The sequence below is a fragment of the Ruminococcus sp. genome, assembly GCF_016283395.1.
Window position 1 is genome coordinate 91,727 of sequence record NZ_JAEEMU010000032.1, and the last position, 19,743, is coordinate 111,469.

At 43.3% G+C, this 19,743-nt stretch carries 14 protein-coding genes; 3 read left to right on the plus strand and 11 right to left on the minus strand.

The window, feature by feature from the left end; genetic code table 11:
* Window positions 1-8 precede the first annotated feature (8 nt).
* The 3 genes from QZZ41_RS01050 to QZZ41_RS01060 are packed head-to-tail and all read right to left on the minus strand — an operon-like array spanning window position 9 to window position 5,828.
* Complete coding sequence (locus QZZ41_RS01050) at window positions 9-2,330, minus strand: glycoside hydrolase family 95 protein (RefSeq protein WP_295066902.1); 2,322 nt, start codon at window positions 2,328-2,330, stop codon at window positions 9-11.
* 54 nt (window positions 2,331-2,384) lie between these two features.
* Complete coding sequence (locus QZZ41_RS01055) at window positions 2,385-3,446, minus strand: histidine kinase (RefSeq protein ID WP_295066904.1); 1,062 nt, start codon at window positions 3,444-3,446, stop codon at window positions 2,385-2,387.
* Window positions 3,447-3,482: 36 nt separating this feature from the next.
* A complete protein-coding gene (locus QZZ41_RS01060) occupies window positions 3,483-5,828 on the minus strand; it encodes a glycogen/starch/alpha-glucan phosphorylase (RefSeq protein ID WP_295066906.1) in 2,346 nt (781 codons plus the stop codon).
* Window positions 5,829-6,173: 345 nt separating this feature from the next.
* On the opposite strand from QZZ41_RS01060, the gene QZZ41_RS01065 reads away from it, so the two are divergent.
* The 3 genes from QZZ41_RS01065 (at window position 6,174) to QZZ41_RS01075 (ending at window position 10,397) form a co-directional block, all read left to right on the plus strand.
* Window positions 6,174-7,682: a hypothetical protein gene (locus QZZ41_RS01065; protein ID WP_295066908.1), complete on the plus strand. Its 1,509-nt coding sequence runs from the start codon at window positions 6,174-6,176 to the stop codon at window positions 7,680-7,682.
* A complete protein-coding gene (locus tag QZZ41_RS01070) occupies window positions 7,675-8,976 on the plus strand; it encodes a hypothetical protein (protein ID WP_295066910.1) in 1,302 nt (433 codons plus the stop codon). Before QZZ41_RS01065 ends, QZZ41_RS01070 begins: the two co-directional genes overlap by 8 nt.
* 92 nt (window positions 8,977-9,068) lie before the next feature.
* Window positions 9,069-10,397 (plus strand): hypothetical protein, encoded by a 1,329-nt coding sequence (locus QZZ41_RS01075; protein WP_295066912.1) that lies wholly within the window; start codon window positions 9,069-9,071, stop codon window positions 10,395-10,397.
* Between the two features lie 287 nt (window positions 10,398-10,684).
* Here QZZ41_RS01075 and QZZ41_RS01080 read toward each other — a convergent pair whose 3' ends face one another.
* The 8 genes from QZZ41_RS01080 to ppk1 all read right to left on the minus strand — a co-directional run bounded on the left by QZZ41_RS01080 (window position 10,685) and on the right by ppk1 (window position 19,656).
* Window positions 10,685-11,155 (minus strand): DUF2726 domain-containing protein, encoded by a 471-nt coding sequence (locus QZZ41_RS01080; protein WP_295066914.1) that lies wholly within the window; start codon window positions 11,153-11,155, stop codon window positions 10,685-10,687.
* Window positions 11,156-11,240: 85 nt separating this feature from the next.
* The gene (locus QZZ41_RS01085; protein ID WP_295066916.1) at window positions 11,241-12,323 is read right to left on the minus strand and encodes a hypothetical protein; all 1,083 of its coding nucleotides are present in this window, start codon (window positions 12,321-12,323) and stop codon (window positions 11,241-11,243) included.
* Window positions 12,324-12,561: 238 nt separating this feature from the next.
* Window positions 12,562-14,328 carry a PLAT/LH2 domain-containing protein gene (locus tag QZZ41_RS01090; RefSeq protein WP_295066918.1) on the minus strand — a complete coding sequence of 589 codons (1,767 nt, stop codon included), beginning with the start codon at window positions 14,326-14,328 and terminating at the stop codon, window positions 12,562-12,564.
* 253 nt (window positions 14,329-14,581) lie between these two features.
* A complete protein-coding gene (locus QZZ41_RS01095) occupies window positions 14,582-15,493 on the minus strand; it encodes a hypothetical protein (protein WP_295066920.1) in 912 nt (303 codons plus the stop codon).
* A gap of 12 nt (window positions 15,494-15,505) precedes the next feature.
* Complete coding sequence (locus tag QZZ41_RS01100) at window positions 15,506-15,988, minus strand: hypothetical protein (RefSeq protein WP_295066922.1); 483 nt, start codon at window positions 15,986-15,988, stop codon at window positions 15,506-15,508.
* Window positions 15,989-16,001: 13 nt separating this feature from the next.
* A complete protein-coding gene (locus QZZ41_RS01105) occupies window positions 16,002-16,457 on the minus strand; it encodes a hypothetical protein (protein WP_295066924.1) in 456 nt (151 codons plus the stop codon).
* Between the two features lie 113 nt (window positions 16,458-16,570).
* Window positions 16,571-17,215 (minus strand): CDP-alcohol phosphatidyltransferase family protein, encoded by a 645-nt coding sequence (locus QZZ41_RS01110; protein WP_295066926.1) that lies wholly within the window; start codon window positions 17,213-17,215, stop codon window positions 16,571-16,573.
* A gap of 251 nt (window positions 17,216-17,466) precedes the next feature.
* The gene (gene ppk1 / locus QZZ41_RS01115; RefSeq protein WP_295066928.1) at window positions 17,467-19,656 is read right to left on the minus strand and encodes a polyphosphate kinase 1; all 2,190 of its coding nucleotides are present in this window, start codon (window positions 19,654-19,656) and stop codon (window positions 17,467-17,469) included.
* Between the last annotated feature and the right edge of the window lie 87 nt (window positions 19,657-19,743).

Here is a 19,743-nt window from a genome sequence, read left to right on the forward strand (position 1 = left end):
TAAGGGTATCAGGCTTTGACAGTATATTTCTTGCCCTTTTCTGTATTGAAGATGATAACGCCGTCCTCGATACGTGAATTTACAGATATACCGTCACAGGTAATGCTTGCAACGCAGTTTGCGCGGAGATGCATCTCTCCGTCAGCCTCGGAATATATATCGGCTGTAGTGAGCTTGTTCTCTATCCAGTAGATGTCAAAGGTATATCCGCCCTTTGCTTTGAGACCCTTAACGTAACCGCTCTTCCATTCATCGGGAATTGCAGGGAGCAGGTCTATCTCGCCGCCGCAGCTCTGTAAAAGAGCCTCAGCGATAGCGGCAGTACCGCCGAAATTGGCATCTATCTGGAAATTATGCTCTGAATTTGTCATATTAGGGTTAGTAGAGTGTGAGAGCAGGCGTTTGAGGTTTTCGTATACCATACGGCTGTCATAGAGTCTTGCCCACATATTGGTTATCCAAGCGCAGCTCCAGCCCTTTTTGCCGCCGCCGTTGATAAGTCTGCGGACAAGTGTAGCTCTTGCAGCGTCCGCAAGCTTTGGAGTTCTGTAGGGATTGATAAGGTCGGCAGGGTGGAGAGCGAAGAGCTGAGAGATATGCTTGTGACCGATATCAGACTCGTCATAGTCCTCTGCCCATTCCATAATCTGTCCGTACTTGCCCACCTGCGGAAGGGGGAGCTTCTGCATCATATTGCTGAGTTTTTCCGCAAATTCGCTGTCCTTTCCGAGAATATGGGCAGCATTGATGACATCGGCAAAAAGTACGGTGATTATCTGCATATCAATAGCAGGTCCCATACAAAGGCTTGCTTTCACGCCGTTTTCATCGATATATTCGTTTTCGGGAGATACGGACGGACCTGTTACCAGCTTGCCCTTTCCGTCATCTGTGAGATATTCTGTAAAGAACTCGGCAGCTTCCTTTAAAATATGGTATTTCTCCTCAAGGAATTCCTTGTCGAGGGTGTATTCATAGTGTTCGTAGATATGGAGAGCCAGCCATGCACCGCCCATAGGCCATATGCTGGAAGTCCTGCACTCGTCCTGAGGCACGGTATCTCCCCATATATCAGTAGAATTATGGCATACGAAGCCCTTGTGTATGCCGTACATTTCCTTTGCAGTGACTCTTCCGTTGCCGCAGATGCGCTCCATAAGGTCAAAGAGAGGCAGGTGGCACTCGGAGAGGTTGCAGCTTTCGGCTATCCAGTAGCTCATTTCCGTATTGATATTGAGCTCATAGCGGCTGCCTGAGGGCGATGACATCTGGTCATTCCACAAGCCGTGTAAATTGGCAGGCTGAGTGCCCGGGCGGCTGCATGATATCATGAGGTATCTTCCGAAATTGAAGTAAAGCTCGATGAGCTTATTGTCATGGATAAGTCTTTCACATTCGGTATTGTCAAGCTCATCGCCTTTAAGTCGGTCGATACGCTCGTCTGTATTCATGAGAGCAAGGTCCTCTTCCTCGCTGTTATCGTTGAGAGAGAGCTCAACGCGGTCGAATATCTCTCTGTAGTCGTTTACATGGCGGTAGTAGAGCTCGTCATATTCGCACTGCAAAGCCATTTCCGTATCCACCTGAGCGGATTCCTCATACATTTCGCTGTAAAAGCTTGTTCTTACCGAGAGAACTATCATTACCTCGTCGGCATTATTCACGCATATCCTGTTTCCCACTGTTGTAAGCTCGCCGCCCTTTGAAGAAGCACCGAGACAGGCAGCGAAGAATATGCCGTTTTTGCTGCCGCTGCCGCCGTTGAAGAGTATCATGTTCTCACCGCATGGGCGGTTGTCGTCATAATAGTCGTCACGGCCGCCTATGCAGCACGAAAGAGAGACAGAAGCAGGCTCTGACGCGGATATGCGCATTACCATAACTTCGTCGGGAGCGGATACAAAGTATTCTTTTGTATATGTTACGCCGTTCACGGTAAAGGAAGCATCAGCGACTGCGCTTCCGATATCGAGACTGCGGGAGTATTCACGGGCTTTTCCGTCGAGATGGAGCTCCAGCTCCAGTTCGCCGAGCGGCATATAGCGGCGCATATTCGGAGTAACGCCCTGCATTTTACTGAAAGCAGTATCTTCTGCTTCGGAGAGCCTGCCCTCTTTAAGGAGCTGACGCACTTCTGCGAAGCCTTCCTTTGCCACAGGGTTTATTCTGTGACGCAGACCGCCTGACCATACAGAGTCCTCGTTGATAACGATACTCTCATCGGCAGGTGTTCCGTATATCATTGCGCCTATACGTCCGTTTCCGATAGGGAGAGCCTCAGAGAAGCTCTCTGCAGGTGAATTGTATTTCATTAAAGTTTCAGTACTCATTTTAAGATCTCCTATGGGATAATGAATCGCTGGGTATGACGTTTATTATGTTTATTAGGATTTAGGCAGAGACATGAATATCTTAAAGCCTTCCTGCGAGGGCGTAAAGGATATCGTGCCTTTAAGAGCGGCAGCGCGGTCGGACATATTTTTCAGACCTATGCCGCTTTCTTTTATTTCGGTGCAGCAGCCGTTGTCCTCCAGCATGAGCTGATAGAAGGCAGGGTGCTCACGTATAATGATGTTTATTCTATCCCCTTTTGAATGTTTAACGGCGTTGGAAAGTCCTTCCTTTACCACGCCGATGATGCACAGCTTGATATTTCCTGCGATATTTTCGCTTACATCGCAGTCCAGTGTGACCTTGAACCTGCTGTCAACTGTGCTTATACTGTCCTCTAAGACTTTTTTCAGGTCTATAGAGTCGTCGTGAAGGTCGTGAACGCTTTCGCGTATGCTGGTCATGGCACTGTCAAGAGTAGTTTTAAGGCTTTCCAGCGGTTCTTTCAGCTGTTCGTCCTTGTTTATTACTATGAGAGCACCCGATTGCAGAAGTGAACGTGTGAGCATATGTCCCACGTTGTCGTGTATCTCACGGGCGATGCGGTTTCGCTCTTTCATGGTGGCGAGGTGTATCTCGTTGTCCTGAGCGGCAGCAAGGCGCAGATTTTGTTCCGCAAGCTGTCTGTTCTTTCCTGCGACTTCATCGCGGAGAGACGTCAGGACAGATACAGTTTCTTCAAGATTTGAAACTCTTTTGTAGATTATGATAGTTACCGCAAAGGCAGCACCTGTGAGTATGAGCTGTTCTGCACTGAGCATATTAAGCTTTGTCAGTACAGTCAAGGCAGGAACTGTGAGCCACCATTTCTTCTCCCACAGCGCGTCATATAGCAGCAAAGGGAGCGAACACAGCATAAGCGGAAAAACTCCGCACAGCAGCGAGCATGAAGCTATGAGGACAGCCGCAAGGACAGAACCTGTCATCAGCTGTACAGCAGCTGATACGGTAAGCGTTGCAAGTGTAACGATGACAGGAGCTGTAAAGCTGTCGGACATAACAATGCTCATAAGGCATATAAGGACTATAGCCAGCTTGTCAATAAGTCGGTTCAAAGGTTCACCGCCCTTCGGGAAAGCGAAATAAAAGTATTATTTGATGTTCCAGATATTTTCTGCGTAATCTGCGATAGTTCTGTCAGAGCTGAATTTGCCCGCATTGCACATATTGAGCCACTGCTTTCTTGCAAAGGCAAGGCGATCAGAGCGGTAATCGCTTATGCAGCGTAGCTTTGTCTCAACATAGCTCCTCATATCGCCGAGGAGGTAGTAATGGTCGGGAGCGTGCCAGCTCGCACCGTCAAGGAGTGCGGTATAAAGCTCGCGGAAATCGCCGCTGCCGCCGTCGGAAACGCTTCCGTCGATTAGTGAGGATACTACCTTTCTTATCATAGCATCGTCAGCGAATATCTTTCTGCTGTCGTATTCGGGCACTATCTTTTCCAGATCCTCGACTCTTGCGCCGAAGATATAGTTGTTGTCCTCGCCTGCCTCCTGTACTATCTCGATGTTAGCACCATCGTAAGTACCGAGAGTCACAGCACCGTTGAGCATGAGCTTCATATTGCCCGTGCCGCTTGCTTCAGTACCTGCTGTGGATATCTGCTCTGAGATATCAGCACCTGCAACAAGCTTTTCAGCGTAGGAAACATTGTAGTTCTGTACGAAGATGACCTTTATAAGGTCGCGTGTATCTGGATCGGAGGAAACTATCCTGCCCACCTCGTTGATGAACTTGATAATAGCCTTTGCACGGCGGTATCCCGGAGCAGACTTAGCTCCGAATATGAAAGCAGTAGGAGTAAAGTCTGTGATGCTGCCGTCCTTTATGCCGTAGTATATCCACAGGATAGAGAAAGCATTGAGGAGCTGTCTCTTATACTCGTGGAGACGCTTTATCTGTATATCGAATACGAAATTCGGGTCAGTGTCGATATCATCGTGAGCCTTTATGAAGTCGGCAAGCTGTTTTTTCTTGCCCTGCTTAATGTCGATGAAGCGGCGGAGCACATTCTCGTCATCAGCGTACTTAGCAAGCTCCTTGAGCTTGTCAAGGTCGTTTATCCAGCTGTTATCGCCTATAAGCTCGGTAATGAGCGCGGAGAGCTCCTTATTGCAGAGAGCTATCCAGCGACGCTGAGTTATGCCGTTTGTCTCGTTGCGGAAACGCTCGGGATAAAGGCTGAACCAATCCGCAAGCACAGAGTCTTTGAGTATCTGAGTGTGTATCTCAGCAACTCCGTTTATATGGCTTGAAGCATAGCAAGCCATGTCAGCCATATGGATAAGGCTGCCCTTTATAATCTTTATGCGGTTTATCTTGTCCTTAGGCACATCTGCGGCGTACATATCCGCAATGAGAGCCTCATTTATCTGAATGATTATAGCGTAGATGCGGGGCAGAAGCTCTTCAACGAGGTCGGTGCGCCACTTTTCCAGAGCCTCCTGCATAACGGTATGGTTAGTATAATTGAATATCCTCTTAGCCATATCAAGGGCAGTTTCAAAGGTGTAGCCCTCGTTGTCCACCAGCTGGCGGATAAGCTCGGGGATAGATATAACAGGGTGGGTGTCATTGAGCTGTACTGAGATATAGTCAGCAAGATTATCAAGAGTACCGAAGCGAGCCTTGTGCTTCCTGATTATATCTGTAAGAGAAGCACAGCTGAAGAAATACTGCTGTTTAAGGCGGAGCTTCTTGCCTTCGTCGGTGTCATCGTTAGGATAGAGTACACGGGAGATATCCTCAGCGTATATCTTTTCCTTTGAAGCTTCAAGATAGTCCTGATTATTGAAAACCTCGAAATCGAATTCCTTTACAGGTTCAGCCTGCCAGAGTCTGAGAGTCCCCACATTCTCAGTACCGAAGCCGAAAACAGGCATATCATAAGGCACAGCCTTTACGGTCTGACCGTTATACTCGATAAGGACAGTGTCCTCGTCGCAGCGTACAGACCAGGGGTCGCCGTACTTAGTCCAGTCGTCGATATCCTCTTTCTGATAGCCGTCCACGATAGACTGCTTGAAGAGACCGTATTTATAGCGGATACCGTATCCGTCAAGGGGAAGAGCGAGTGAAGCGGCACTGTCGAGGAAGCAGGCAGCAAGTCTGCCGAGACCGCCGTTGCCGAGGGCAGCGTCCTCGATATCTTCGAGAGCAGAAAGGTCAAGACCAAGCTCTGCGAAAGCCTTTTCCACATCGTCATAGATGCCGAGTACAAGGAGATTATTGAATACAGCGCGTCCTACGAGAAATTCCATTGAGAGATACGCAGCACGGCGTTTTGAGAGGTGCTGCTGACGGCTTTCGTTCCAGCGTTCCGAGAACATTTCCATAACGGTCTTGCCGAGAGCGTCGTGGAGCTGCTGAGGAGAAGCAGACTTTATATTTTTAGGGAGCTTCCCGCTGAACTTTTCAATAAACACATTTCGATCCATTTTTAAAACCCCTTTCAATGTACAAAAATATATTATCGTTTTATTATAACACAAATAACGCGATATTGCAAATCCAAGAGCAAATAATGGTAAATTTCCAGATAAATCATAAATAAGACCTCGTGAAATGGCGGTGATTTGGGATAATTGATGAAGTCTCGACACAGTTCGACAAAAATAACCTTGACATACCAATAAGTGTTGACATCGCGTGATATTGCCTGTAAAATAGAAATGGAAGATTTTTGTCAGCGAATATAAATTTTTTTATTTTAACATAAAAATCATCGCCTTTTCTTACTACAGGATACACTTATTTATATAAACCACTAAGGGGGGATAAATATGAAAAAGATCATCAGTATAATTGCCGCAGCCGCGCTGATATTAAGCTGTTTTTCGTGCAGCGAGGATAAAAAGAAAAAGGAAAAGACCGAGGAAAAGCCTGTAAATATTGAGGACGGCGTAAACGAGCCTGCCCTTGACGAGCCTGTAAAGACCGAATACAAGGAGTTTTCGGAGGACAGTTTCAAAACCGTGGAGGTAAACCTTAATATTACCAACAAAGAGCCGCCGCTTACTTCGCATATGCTTAATCTTTCACAGATAGATTTCGGAAGCCTTATACCGCCATGCAAAGATGAGAAGTACCGTGACAGGTACAGGACAGATAATTCCGATTATGAAGATGAGGAATACCAAAAATTTATCAGAGAGAAATGGGAAAAGAGCTGTACAGAGCCGCAGAAAGGCGTTATACATGACTGCTTTATTGACGATAATACGTTTTATATTGATGTAGAATACGACAATAATTGTCTCGGTCATCATGAGTCTGCCATATTCCGCGTTGACGGACTTACAGGTGAAAAGGAGGAGATATTCCGCCATTCAGACCCCGAAAACAGTCTTATTATCTGGCAGCTTTACAGGATAAACGGCGTACTTTACGTTCTCACTAAAGAGAAAGGTCTTTACTATCTTGACGAGGAAAAGAAAGAGCTTGTGAATATTCTTGAGGCTGAGGAAAGCCAGAAGTACAATGCGCAAATTATGGGGAATTCCGCAGGCAGGCTGTTGGTAAGAGAGACAATAAACCATACAGAGGACGTTCCAAAAGACTATAAATCCGACAGCGGGCAGTATGCCTATTTAGATGACGGCGAGAATTATTATATAATAACAGGCTGTGATGTCAAAGTAAAGGAATACGATTTCAAGAGCAAGACATGGACCGAGCTATATTCCGCATTTGAGGATTATGATCCGAATGTATATGGTTCAATTTCAGCCAGCAAGGATTGTCCGTTTATCTACGGTGAGCTTTTCGCGTGGAAGGAAAAGCCCGAAAACTCTCGTAAATACAACGTATACACGGAAAAATACAAGGTCTCCACAGGGCTTACGGGCTGTGATATACTCTATGCAAGCGATAAAAAGCTTGCTTTAAGACAGGGCAGTCAGGTAGCAGGTGCAGAAACTACATTCGTCCATGTGTTCGACCTTGAAAGCTCCACACATTATATAATCGACTACAGCTGTCTCGGCGCGGACAACTGCAAGTATGCAAAGGACGGTATAGTTGCATATCCCACAGGCAGTTCAGGCAAGATATATTATATCATGCCCGAATTAGGACTTACCTTTGACCTTGCTTCATTTGGCTCAACAAGTCAGGAATATGAAGCGTATATGTGGCTGTCCCTTTATGACAGCTATGATAACAGCCTTTGGTTCAATATGAACATAAAAAAGGGCGAGCATGAAGTCATGGAAGAGCCGGGAGTTACACATATAGAATACGATTACGATCAGGTGAAAGTCTGGTTCACACAGGAGGAAAATAATGAATAAGCGCATATATCTCTTTGCTGCGGCAGTATTTGCACTATCGTCAGTGCTGACAGCCTGTGATGACAAGGAAAAGCCCAAGCCAGAGGATACCGCTGTAAATGAAGATACGGGAGATACCCTCGTTACCGAGCCTGTTTGCCGTGAGTACAGCGAAGATGAGTTCAAGACCATTGATGTATCCGTTTTATATCCCGACAGAGAACTGCCTGTAGAGGTAAGCTGTGTGGATATAAGCGGACTTGATTTCGGCAAAAAGCTGCCCGTATGCAATACCGAAGAAAATGCCAAGACATATTATGAAGATATGTTCAGTTTAAGTCAAATCGAATACAACTGGGAAAAACTTATAAATGAAGAAGCGGAAGGCATTGCAAGCAGCTGCTGTATGTATGACGGAAAGTGTTATATAGTTGTGGAATATAAGAGCTTTCTGACGAGCGACTTTGATTTCTCACTGTTTTGCTACGACGAAAAAAGCGGCAGGAATGAAGAGGTATACAGCTGGTCATCAAAGGATATAAACGAGAGTTACAAAGGAACACCTGTTTTGTCTAACGGAAAGATGTTCTATTCGGTATATAATGTCAATGATAATAGCTCAAAGGTATATGCCTATGATCTTATTTCAGGCGATATAAAAAGCGTTTACGAGAACAACAGTCCAATTATGTGTCATGACGACAAAGGATATCCTTCAATAGTCGTGTACAATATAAAAGACAGTGTTACTGAGACACTGCATTATGAGGTGGACTCCGAACGCTTTATCAGTGATAAGAATGAAGATCTGAGCGGCAAGGTATACACAAATAATATCTTCAACGGAGTACCCTATTATCTTGTAAAGCCTCATGATAAGCGCAAGCTTGACATGATATGTCAATATTACCATGTATCGCTGTCATACACAGGCGGAACGATAATCTATGCCGATGATAAGAAATTCCTGATAAAAAATGAGGGCAGTATCCATATGTACGACCTTGAAAAAATGGAGCACTACATACTTGACGTAACAGGCATGGGAAGCGAGTGTACATACTGCAACGGAATGGTGTTCACAGGCAACTGGTACGAAAAGTATAAAATGCCTGTATATTGCATTATTCCCGAGTTAGGCATTGCATATGTCATAACTGATAATGATTTATACTGCGGACTAAAGACCGTTGGCGATACTGTTACATTCAATTCGTGCAGTAATTACAAGAAAGAATATAAAGACGAAACGAGCGGCAGTATATCATATAATATGGATAAGATGACAAGAGTATATACTGTCACAGCGAAATAGCATTGTAGGGACGGCGTTCCGCCGCCCGAAAAAAACATCATCTTTTCAGATTTTGAAATACACTATTAGTACAAACACCAAGGAGGTAATGCATGAATAAGATGATAAGTATAATTGCAGCTGCCGCGCTTGCATTAAGCTGTTTTTCGTGCAGTGATGATAAAAAGAAAAAGGAAGAGCCCAAGCCAACGGATACGGCAGTCAATGAAGATACAGGTGATACACCGATAAACAGCGATAACACAACAGTTTATCGTATATTGAGCGAAGATGATTTCAAGACTATTGAAGTATCCCTTTCATATCCCGACAGAGAGCCGCCTGTAGAGGTCAGCTATGTGGATCTAAGCGGACTTGATTTCGGCAGTAAAGTCCCAATATGCAATAAAGCGGAGAATGTTGAGAGCTATTACAGCAACGATAACGGTATTCCAGACGATTTAGAATACGATTGGTCCTTATGTAAGGATAGGGCAGAGAAAGGTGCTGCAAGGAACTGCTATACATATGGCAGCAAATGCTATATAGTCGTTGAGTATCGGGCTGCTTTTGCCAGAAGTTTCGATTTTTCTCTTTTCCAATATGACGAAAGCAGCGGCAAAAACGAAGAGATATACAGCTGGTCATCAAAGAATATAGACGAGGTTTTAATGGATATACCTTTTTTTGCGAACGGAAAAATGTTCTATTCGATATATAATACCAATGATATGACTTCAAAGATATATTCCTATGATCTTAATTCAGGCGATATAAAAAGCGTTTACGAGATCGGCAGTTTTGACAGCCCCATAATGGTAAGACATGACGACAATGGCTATCCTATGATAATCATGTATGATATGGACTTTAAAGTTACTGGGACACTGCATTATGAAGCGGACTCCGAACGCTTTATCAGTAATAAAACCGGCGATCTTGGCGGCGAGGTATTTTCAAATGATGTTTTCAATGGAGTACCATTTTATCTTGTAGCTCCCGAGGATACGCAAAAGCTTGATATGGTAAGTGATTATTACCGCGTGTCACTGTCCTATATAGGCGGAGATATCGTTTATGGTGACGATAAGATGTTTATTGTCAAGAATTTTACCCTTCTTCATATGTATGATCTGGAAAAAATGGAGCATTACATACTTGACATAGAGGACATGGGCGATAAGGCGGTATACAGCGGAGGATTTGTGTTCCTTTGCAGTATATACAGAGATTATGAATCACCTGTTTACTGCATAAAACCTGATATGGGCATCGTATATCCCATAGCGGATGTATCTGAATGTACTGATATATCATCATATGGCGGTAAAGTCTTATTCAATAATATGAAGATCGAGACAGAAGATAAGGAGCTTGAAAGCGGAGGTTTATTCTATGGATCGGTTAAAATGGAAAAGGCATACACCGTAACTGTAAAATAACCATTGTAGGGGCAAGTTCCGCTCGCCCGCAAATATCCGAAATAACATTAAATAACCTCATTGTAGGGACGACCATTGGTCATCCGTGCTTTACGCAATAAAAACTGTAGGGGCGGATAGCTCTGCATATAGCATTGCTGACCAGATCAAAGATTTGGAGCACTGCTTATTTGGCAGTCCGCGGTATTCCCTATATTTGTGCAAATAGGATTTGTCATTACATACTATCACAATAAGGAAAAGGACTGCATATGCAGTCCTTTTTATTTCTACTCACTACTCACTGATCAACGTAGGTATTCTTCGATAACGTCAAGGTCGCCGTATGTACGTAGCAGGGTATAGCCTGTATTTTCGAGGACTGCGTTGACGAAATCATCACGCTCCACACGGTCGGGACGTGAGTGAGAGGTATCGTCAAGCTCGATAAGAGCGACGATAGCAGTATCCTCGTCTGCAAGAGCGAAGTCTATGTGCTTAGCTTTTATTTTGTTGAAGCACTCCATCCAGTAAGGATTTTCGGCTTTGGGTTTGGGTTCGATAAGGTCTGCAAGCCTTACCTTGCTGTATACGCTGAGACCGTATTCATCGGCAAGGGGCTTCAGCCTTTTGTAGAACTCGTATTCTCTGTCTGTGAGAATGGTCTTTGCGTTGTAAAGCTTGGTGATATCGGGCTTATGAAGCTTTTTGTACAGCCATATTGCCGCGGCAATAATAAGCAGTAAAAATATAAGCGCGAGAATTTCATCTAATTTCATCGTTAGTTAAAAAATAAAAATATATTTGTATATTCAATGGTTTTCCATTGAAAAAGTGGTTTTTTCTGACTACTTATGAAAGGACTTATCTGTCAACGCCTGCGCTTATCTCTTCAACTATCTTGCCGTTTTCGTCTGTTTCGGCAATACTTTTCCAGAATGAACCCGAGCCGCCGCAGATATAGAGCTTGCCGTCGGTTATGCCCAAACCTGAGATATAGTTGCAGTTTGTAAGGTCATTTGCTTCGAGAAGAACATTGCTTTTGCCGTCAGGCTCTGCGGAAAATACGGAAATACTGTCCGTAAATACCAGCTTATCCTCATAGAAGCAGAAATCGGTGCATCTTTCATCGCTGACCTTTTCCTTTTCGCCGCCCTCAAGTGGGATACAGCAAAGGCTGTTGAAGTCGATAAAGTAGACCTTATCCCCGATAATATACGGAGAGTCGCCTGTTTTAAGCTCTGTGGAGCTGTTTTCGCTGCTGAATATGCAGATATAACCGTTTGTACCTATGTTATATGAGCATATAAGGTCGTTTTTATAAAAGCCCACTATGCGGACATTTCTGAAATCCGAGGTATAAACCTTGTCCGAGAGTTTTCCCGAATAGTCCATAGACTTTATCTCAGTGCCGTTATCGCCCGAAACTGCAAAATATATGGCATCATCTGTGAAAAAGAAGGTGTCGCGGGGGGGTATAACGTCAGTATACTTTGTTTCACTGTTCAGAGGAGTTGATTTTCCGTCATCGTATACGCAAAGACCGTCATCAGGCGAATAGTAATACAGCTTATCCTCAGCGGAGTACAGCAGCTCGCTGTATTCCGGCAGGTCAAGCTCTTCTGTCCTGCCCTTGCGGTCGTCGCGGATATATACCTCTACAGGAACATTATCTCCGTCTTTGTTCGCGGAGTAGATATAGTCTCCGTTATCCATAACAAAAAGCATCTGATGACGATTTGCCGCACACTCTCTTGAAGGTGCATTTGTATCATATTGTGCTTCGGGAGCAGTTGTTTCTTCTGCATTCGTATCGGTTATTTCAGCAGATATACCTCTTGCTGAGGAGCTTTGGGTATTATCTGAGGTATTGTTGTTTGAGCAGGCTGAAAGCGTGGAAGCTATGACGAGCGTGCCCATAAAAGCTGCAAAAAATCGGTATTTCATATATCAAATCTCTCATTCCGTACATGGGCGTCGCTTCATTACCCATAAAATTATGCGCCCTGTAAGTGACCGTCAGTCACTTGATCAACACACTTCATCATTATAACATTTTGTAAATCCAATGTCAAATATCATATGTGAATAAAATGCACTTATACGGTGAAAAACTCCGAATGTACTAAAATAACAAAGCAGGCAGATACAATTTTTGTACCTGCCTGTATAAAAATATATTGAATTAATTTTTAGGAATTGTGAATACTTTATCTTTACCGTGGTTTGAATCCAGCCAACAGTCACCTTTTAAACGATATTTTTTGTTTATGCTCTTGTCTGTTATCTCTATATAGTTTATCTTCATATCTGCGCCTTTTCCTTCGTAACCATTTCTTATGGTTACATCTTGCAGAGTACCTAAATTTTCGGCATTTACTTTGAACAGGTTATATGTATTGCGCTCAAAATCATCTTTTTCGGGATGATCGAGCAATATGAAATCTGTTGCTCTGTTAGTACCTCTAAGTCTTATATAAATATTAGCATCTGTTCCTGCATTGTTAGTGTTTGCGATCTGAATATTTACAAAATACTCAACATTAGTGTTCTTCCACAGCGTAAAATCATGAGTGCGGCCTTTTGAATTGAAATATACAGACTTTGATGCTGAATAACGGACATGAGTTGTCATATCTTCGATCGCCACATGGGTAATATGAAAATCAGGAGACTTTCCTTTTTTATCACTGCTGATAATGACACGGAGCAATTCGCCTATATTACCGGCGATCTTGACTTTATATGTATTGGAGGAGGCTCTTTCAAAATCATCAACAGGAGAATCCAGCAGATAAGGTATTGTGCTTCCGTTTGTACCAACGAACTGAATGGATACATTTGCATCTGTTCCTGCGCCGTCTTCTTTACCGATAGTAATAGTTACATTATATGTATTATAATGGGTAATTCTCAAGTTGAAGGTTCGTGATGGATTTTTTTCATTTATAACATAGGAGCTTGCGTTTGTTGTTTTATACTCTGTATTAGTTGATGTATTTATGACTTTTATATATTCAAAGATCAATGACGGGTCTTTTCCTGCGTTATCACTTGATATTTCGATACTTTGCAGAGAACCGATACTATCATTACATTCTACGATATACTGGTATACTTTATTTTGCTCAAAATCATTAACATTATTGTGATCGAGCAGATAACTGCCTCTTGAGCTTCCTCTGTGTCCGATAAAGCGTATACGTATATTAGCATCTGTTCCTGCACCTTTTACATTTGCGACTTTTGCTTCAACTAAGTAATATTTACTGTTGGCATTGAGAGGATAATCACTGAATATAGGGAAATACGATTCTTCGGGATAACAGCAGGCGTTTATACCACTATCTCTTACGTATTTAGCCATTCCGCTTAATGTAGCATATCTGTGAGTTGGACAGTTGTTTATAGCCTGACACATTTTAGTTGTAAAATAACTGCCGTCAGAGTTGAAGGGTGTAGTTTGATTTGCAGCACAAGCTGTCAGTACAAAATAATTATTATCCCGGAAAACGCTGGAAATATTGGAAGCATAACCCTCATTTATTGATTTATTGAAAAATTGAGAATTTATAACAGCTGTTTCTTCTACGTCTGTAATGCATGATCCTGAATGACAACTGTCTATTATCAATACCTTTTTTCCGTTGATAGTATCAAGATAGCTTTTGAGTTTACTGAATGACATAGAATCTTTGTATTTTAATATGGATAAATCGGTTGTCGATCCATGACAGGAAATATATATATATGTTATGTTATTGGAAGTTGTTTTGGATTTGATAGTATTTATCTTATTTATAAACTCGGATTCAGTTGGATTTATCAATTCATAGGTTGTGATCTTTCTGCCTTTGAAAATATATGAGACAAATGTTTTGTCGCCGTTATTAAATGAGCTGTTTTCCTTTTTGTCAGATACATTAACGATTGCCAGTCCATAGTTTTCCATAATATATTCCTCCTTAATAAACAAAAAATAATAAATAAATACGATGTTATGTCTTAGTTCCGCGCGCTGAACTGTTTTCCGTGTGTGTTATGATGTGATTATATCACGTTCACAGGAGCTTGAAAAGATGTCATTTGTCATTTTGAAAGTGACAAATGTCACTTGTTAGATATAACAAAGTTGAATAGTTTTATAAAACTTATCTATATTGATACAAAAAAAGACGATGCTGTAATGAGCATCGTCTTTGGGATTATTCAGTTGTAGTTTCTTCTTCCTCTTCGGGATTGAGGATAATATCCTCTTCGGGTACCTGTTCAGCCACTGATGAGAAGTCGAAATCCTCAAATTTATCCACCTTTTTGAATTTTACTTTAAGGTTTGACTCGTCATCGACTATAAGGGTGTCGCCTTCCATTTTTATGCTGAAGCCCTCATAATCGCCCCACATATACATCTGTCCCTTTTTATCGGGAGACCATTCGTAGGACATAGGCTCACCGATGATAGACATTGCGGAAGTATTGTCATCGAAAAGCTCAAGGCGGAAGGCTGCGTTTATGGGGTATGCGCCAAGTTTTTCGGTGTAAGTCTCACCGTCCGACTTTACCTCTATAGCTTCCCATTTGCCCATGAAGTCCTTGTAATCGGCATTACTTAGACCTGCTTCTGTAGGAGTTTCATTATTTGTGAATTCGCTTACAGGCATGAGGAATATTTCAGTACCGTCGTCATCGGCATATCTCATTATCATCTGTCCCTGTTCTATGCGGCAGTAGTAGCCGTCATCGGGACTTTTCAGCCAGAGTTCGCTGTCTTCGGTAACTTCCCAGTTGTATTTATAAGTTCTTGCTTTGCCGCGGGGATTAAGGGATATATCCATATCAGCCGTAAGATCGTCGTATACAGTGAGCTGAGCTACGGCACTGAGGGGATAGCCTGCATATTCGGTCTCATAGGTCTCGCCGAATACTGTTGCTTTGTAAGACTCCCATTTACCGATGAACGGTTTTGCGGAATTATCCGGAATGGTAGTAGCTTCGGGTGAAGTGGTGCTTTCTGTAGTTCCGTTGTTTGAAGTATTTTTCTTCTTTTTATTGCTACAGCCACATATACAGCCTGAAAACATAGCGGCTGCAAGACAAAAACAAATGATCTTTTTCATATCTGCTCCTTATTACTCATTTACGCCGAAGTTCTGTATAGCACCTGCGGCAGCGTTGAGTGCGTCAGTGTCGATTGGTGTGAATTCGTCAACTTTTTTCAGGTAAACAGCAAAGCCGTCATCTTCGATAGCCAGCATACCGTCACGGTAATGCAGGTCTGTGGTCTGTGTTTCATTTTTTCCGTCAAGGTCTACAACTTTGAGTTCGATAATGTTAGTCTCTTTTTCTCGCCATGTTATGTCGGTATTAGCTCCGTACTGTATTACATTAGAGTCTACAGCCGATACCCAGTTTGCCTTGCCGCCGTCCTTTATCTCATATCTGAACAGTGCGGAAAGCGGCATACCAAGCATAGTGGTCGTTTTCTCGCCGTCTAAATACATATAATCGGCTTCCCATTTGCCGCAGTATTTCGGATCGTACTTTTCTCCGCAGCTGACTGCGCATATGAGCAGCATCAATGCCGACAGGGTAAAGAATATGATCTTTTTCATTGCTGATCCTCCTTTATTTCTTTTCATCTACAGTGAATACGGGGACTTTTGCGATATGTATCTCGCGTTTGCTCTCGGGAGTATCCTTTGATGTTACCATGTCACAGCCGATAAATTCGTATAATTCTGAGATCTCTCCGTTATCATCGTATATGAGCTTCATTCCGCCGTCTGCGGTTACCGACCAGCTTATCTGTTGCGCATTTCCGTCAGGTTCGTAATAAGTACCGCTGCCGTCCTCAAGGAATTCATAGCGTTTGTAAGTGGGCTTGACTTCTTCTTCATCGAGAAGCTCTAAGGTAGTCTCCCATCTTCCTGTTATTTCCTTTGCGATATCAACAGCGGACCTGTTGTTTACGGACACAGCGGAGACTTTTACTCCGTCGTTTGGCACTGTATGGCTTCCGCACGAAGCAAAACAGCATAATATCAGGGCTGCGGCAGAGATACCGCAGAAAATCTTCTTCATATCATTTCTCCCTTCGGTATAATGATATTATACCTTATAAAATGTTATATGTAAAGACTTTTTGCAAAAAAAGGCTTCTATATAAGCATCGAACTTACATAGAAGCCTTTTGATCATCTCGTTTTTGTCTTATAAAGCATCCAGATAAGCTCCAGAACGCCTATACCGATGAAGCACAGCATGGTTTTCATGCTTGGCTTCTTGACTTTGAATCGTGTGATGAACGCAAGTGCGATAACAAAGAGCGCACCGCCGTATACCTCAGGGAACCAGTCTCTGCCGATATCTCTGTGGAAGCTGTAAAGCAAGGGGAGTATAAGTGCTACGCTTGTAACGGGAAGTCCCTCATACACCTTGCGGTTTTCAGTGGTTTTTTTCTGCCTTTCCTCTTCGGCTACGTTGAAGTATGCAAGTCTTATGACTGCACAAAGGGGGAACATTACGAGAATGGGCAGGTCGCACCAGTCCCTCATGCCTATGGAATAGCCGATAACTGCGGGAAGTACTCCGAAGCAGATAGCGTCACAAAGTGAATCTATCTGTATACCGAACTTTTTCTCGCTTTCGGTACGGTCTTTTTTTGTACGGGCGACCTTACCATCAAACATATCACAGAGTCCCGATACCATAAGGCAAATTATAGCGTATTCGGGGTGAGGTCTCATACCACTGTAGCCTGCTGCGAAGAACATACCTACTACCGACGATATGAGACTCATGTATGTAAGAATAACCGTATAGTTATAATATCCAATCATTATCCAAACCTCAGAAATGAAAAATTGCAATTAAAGTAACTCTGTAAGAGTATGTCATATATAAGAATGAAACATACATTATATCATATAAGCGAAGCGTTATGATATAATTGTCCGATTGCAGGGAGCAAATCTCTGATTTGCGTATCTGCAAGGACATTAGAATAAATTATAATGTTCGCAATACGAACATTATAACATAAAATCTACAAAGTTTCAAGTATATTTTCTTATTTTCTCATACAGGTATTTTATGGAGTGTTTTTCTTCCTGCCTCTTTTAGCAGGAGTTTTTTTCTCAGTCTTTTTCTGTGTCGGTTTTTTTGAGGCTGTTTTCTGCGCGGTCGCTTTCTTTTTTGCACCGTTTTCACGGTTCACTTTCATCTGCTCCTGACGGGCAGACTTATCTTCAAGACGCTTGTATGCTTCCTCGTAAAGATATTCCTGAGAGTTGAAAGGAGTATCGGGATTTCTGCGTTCGTGTATATAAGTACCGTCGCTGAGCATGATGCGAGCCTTTACGTTGTCCTTCATAAATATGCGGAACATCTCGCGGATACGCCTTCTCAGGCGTTCATCTTCCACAGGTGCAGCAACTTCCACACGACGGACAGTGTTCCTGCTCATATAGTCAGCAGAACCGATATATATCTTCTGCTCGGGAGAATCCTTGCCGAATATGAATATACGGCTGTGTTCGAGAAATCTTCCCACTATGCTGCGGACTGTGATATTCTCGGTATAGCCCTGTACACCAGCGATAAGGCAGCAGAGTCCGCGGACAACAAGCTCTATCTTTACGCCTGCCTGTGAAGCTTCAACAAGCTTGTTTATTATGACAAAGTCGTTGAGGGAGTTCACTTTTGCAGCTATATAGCCGTTTCCGCCGCTTTTTGCAACAGCAATCTGTTCGTCTATCATTTCGATTATCTGAGGTCTGAGCGCAAGAGGAGACACAAGGAGCTTTTTGGTATTTTCCACGAAAGTACCGTTGATAAGCCCTGCGAATACAGCTTCTGCGTCTGCTGCGATGTCCCTGTCAGCTGTGAGAAGCATCAGGTCGGTATACAGTGCGGCAGTCTTTTCGTTGTAGTTGCCTGTGCCTATCTGTGTAACATAGTCGAAGTTGCCGCCCTGAGCCTTTCTTGTAATGAGCAGAAGCTTTGAATGTGCCTTGTATTCCTTAGGACCGTATATTACGTTTACGCCTGCTTCCTGCAGCTGCTTTGACCATTCGATGTTGTTTTCCTCGTCAAAACGGGCGCGGAGCTCTATCATTACAAGGACTTCCTTGCCGTTTTCGGCAGCTGTGCAGAGTGCGTCTATGACCTTGCTGTTTCGTGCAAGGCGGTAAAGGGTTATCTTTATGGAAGTTACCTTCGGATCGTTGGCACTTTCCTGCAAAAGGCGTATAAAGGACAGGTTCATGGACTCAAATGGATAGCTGAGAAGTATGTCCTTTGCCTTTACCTGCGCAAATACAGGTCTTGTATCGGAAATAGCCGCAGGTTTGCGTGGTGTGCGGACTGTATAGTGCAGTCTCGGGTCGTTGTCGTATTCCTGCAACGTGAACAGGTAGGAAAGGTCAAGCGGTATGCGCGATGTGAAAACACGGGCATTTTTAATTTTCAGCTTCTTGCAGAGATAATCCAGTGCATCACGGCTGAAAACTCCCGAAAGCTCAAGGCGCATAGGAGCAAGCTTTTTGCGCTTGTCTACAAGCTCTTCCATGCGTCTGCGGAACTCAGGACCTCTTCCCGAGGCAGTAATAGCTGCGCTTCGGGTAACTCTTATGAGTGCGCGGTCGATGACCTTGTAATTCTTGAACATGAGGTGAGCGAATTTGAGTATAACTTCCTCGGCGAGTATGAAACGCTTGCCGTCTCTTCCGAGGTTGATTATACGCTCGGAACGGTTGATAGTTGCAGGTATCAGACCGATAGATATGCCTTTTTTCGTACCGAGCTGCACTATGGCGTATATCTCCTTGTTCTGCAAAAACGGGAACGGGAGAGCGTCATTTATAACGATGCTCGAGATGAAAGGCTTCAGTTCGCGCTTGAAGTAAAGTTCGAGGAAAGACATTTCTTCCTTTGTCATTTTGTCAAAGGAAACGTGTTCATAGCCGTATTCCGCAAGCTCATTTATAGTCGTGAGCAGAGCTCCTTCAACGGAGGGCTGAAGTCTGCGTACAGCCGTGAATACAGCGTCAAGCTGCTGAGCAGGAGTCATACCTGAGAATTTGTCGGGCTTTGCTTTTTTATCGTTTGCCTTTTCTGTCAGAGAACCCACTCTTACCATGAAGAATTCGTCAAGGTTGCTCTGATATATCGCTGAAAAAGATAGCCTTTCAAGCAGAGGCGTGTCGGGATCGACGGCTTCTTCAAGGACTCTTTTATTGAATTTGAGCCATGAAAGCTCCCTGTTTTCAAGATAATCCATATTTATCTCCAATCTTTTTTGAGGTTTGCAATAAATTACGGTTTGAGCCCTATAAGTCAATGGCTGACGGCTAAGGGCTAAAGGCTA

Bases quoted from the DNA above. Each gene is read 5' to 3' on its own strand.
- QZZ41_RS01050 (WP_295066902.1), bottom strand. From the start codon at position 2,330: ATGAGTACTGAAACTTTAATGAAATACAATTCACCTGCAGAGAGCTTC.
- QZZ41_RS01060 (WP_295066906.1), bottom strand. From the start codon at position 5,828: ATGGATCGAAATGTGTTTATTGAAAAGTTCAGCGGGAAGCTCCCTAAA.
- QZZ41_RS01065 (WP_295066908.1), top strand. From the start codon at position 6,174: ATGAAAAAGATCATCAGTATAATTGCCGCAGCCGCGCTGATATTAAGC.
- QZZ41_RS01070 (WP_295066910.1), top strand. From the start codon at position 7,675: ATGAATAAGCGCATATATCTCTTTGCTGCGGCAGTATTTGCACTATCG.
- QZZ41_RS01075 (WP_295066912.1), top strand. From the start codon at position 9,069: ATGAATAAGATGATAAGTATAATTGCAGCTGCCGCGCTTGCATTAAGC.
- QZZ41_RS01080 (WP_295066914.1), bottom strand. From the start codon at position 11,155: ATGAAATTAGATGAAATTCTCGCGCTTATATTTTTACTGCTTATTATT.
- QZZ41_RS01085 (WP_295066916.1), bottom strand. From the start codon at position 12,323: ATGAAATACCGATTTTTTGCAGCTTTTATGGGCACGCTCGTCATAGCT.
- QZZ41_RS01090 (WP_295066918.1), bottom strand. From the start codon at position 14,328: ATGGAAAACTATGGACTGGCAATCGTTAATGTATCTGACAAAAAGGAA.
- QZZ41_RS01095 (WP_295066920.1), bottom strand. From the start codon at position 15,493: ATGAAAAAGATCATTTGTTTTTGTCTTGCAGCCGCTATGTTTTCAGGC.
- QZZ41_RS01100 (WP_295066922.1), bottom strand. From the start codon at position 15,988: ATGAAAAAGATCATATTCTTTACCCTGTCGGCATTGATGCTGCTCATA.
- QZZ41_RS01105 (WP_295066924.1), bottom strand. From the start codon at position 16,457: ATGAAGAAGATTTTCTGCGGTATCTCTGCCGCAGCCCTGATATTATGC.
- QZZ41_RS01110 (WP_295066926.1), bottom strand. From the start codon at position 17,215: ATGATTGGATATTATAACTATACGGTTATTCTTACATACATGAGTCTC.
- ppk1 (WP_295066928.1), bottom strand. From the start codon at position 19,656: ATGGATTATCTTGAAAACAGGGAGCTTTCATGGCTCAAATTCAATAAA.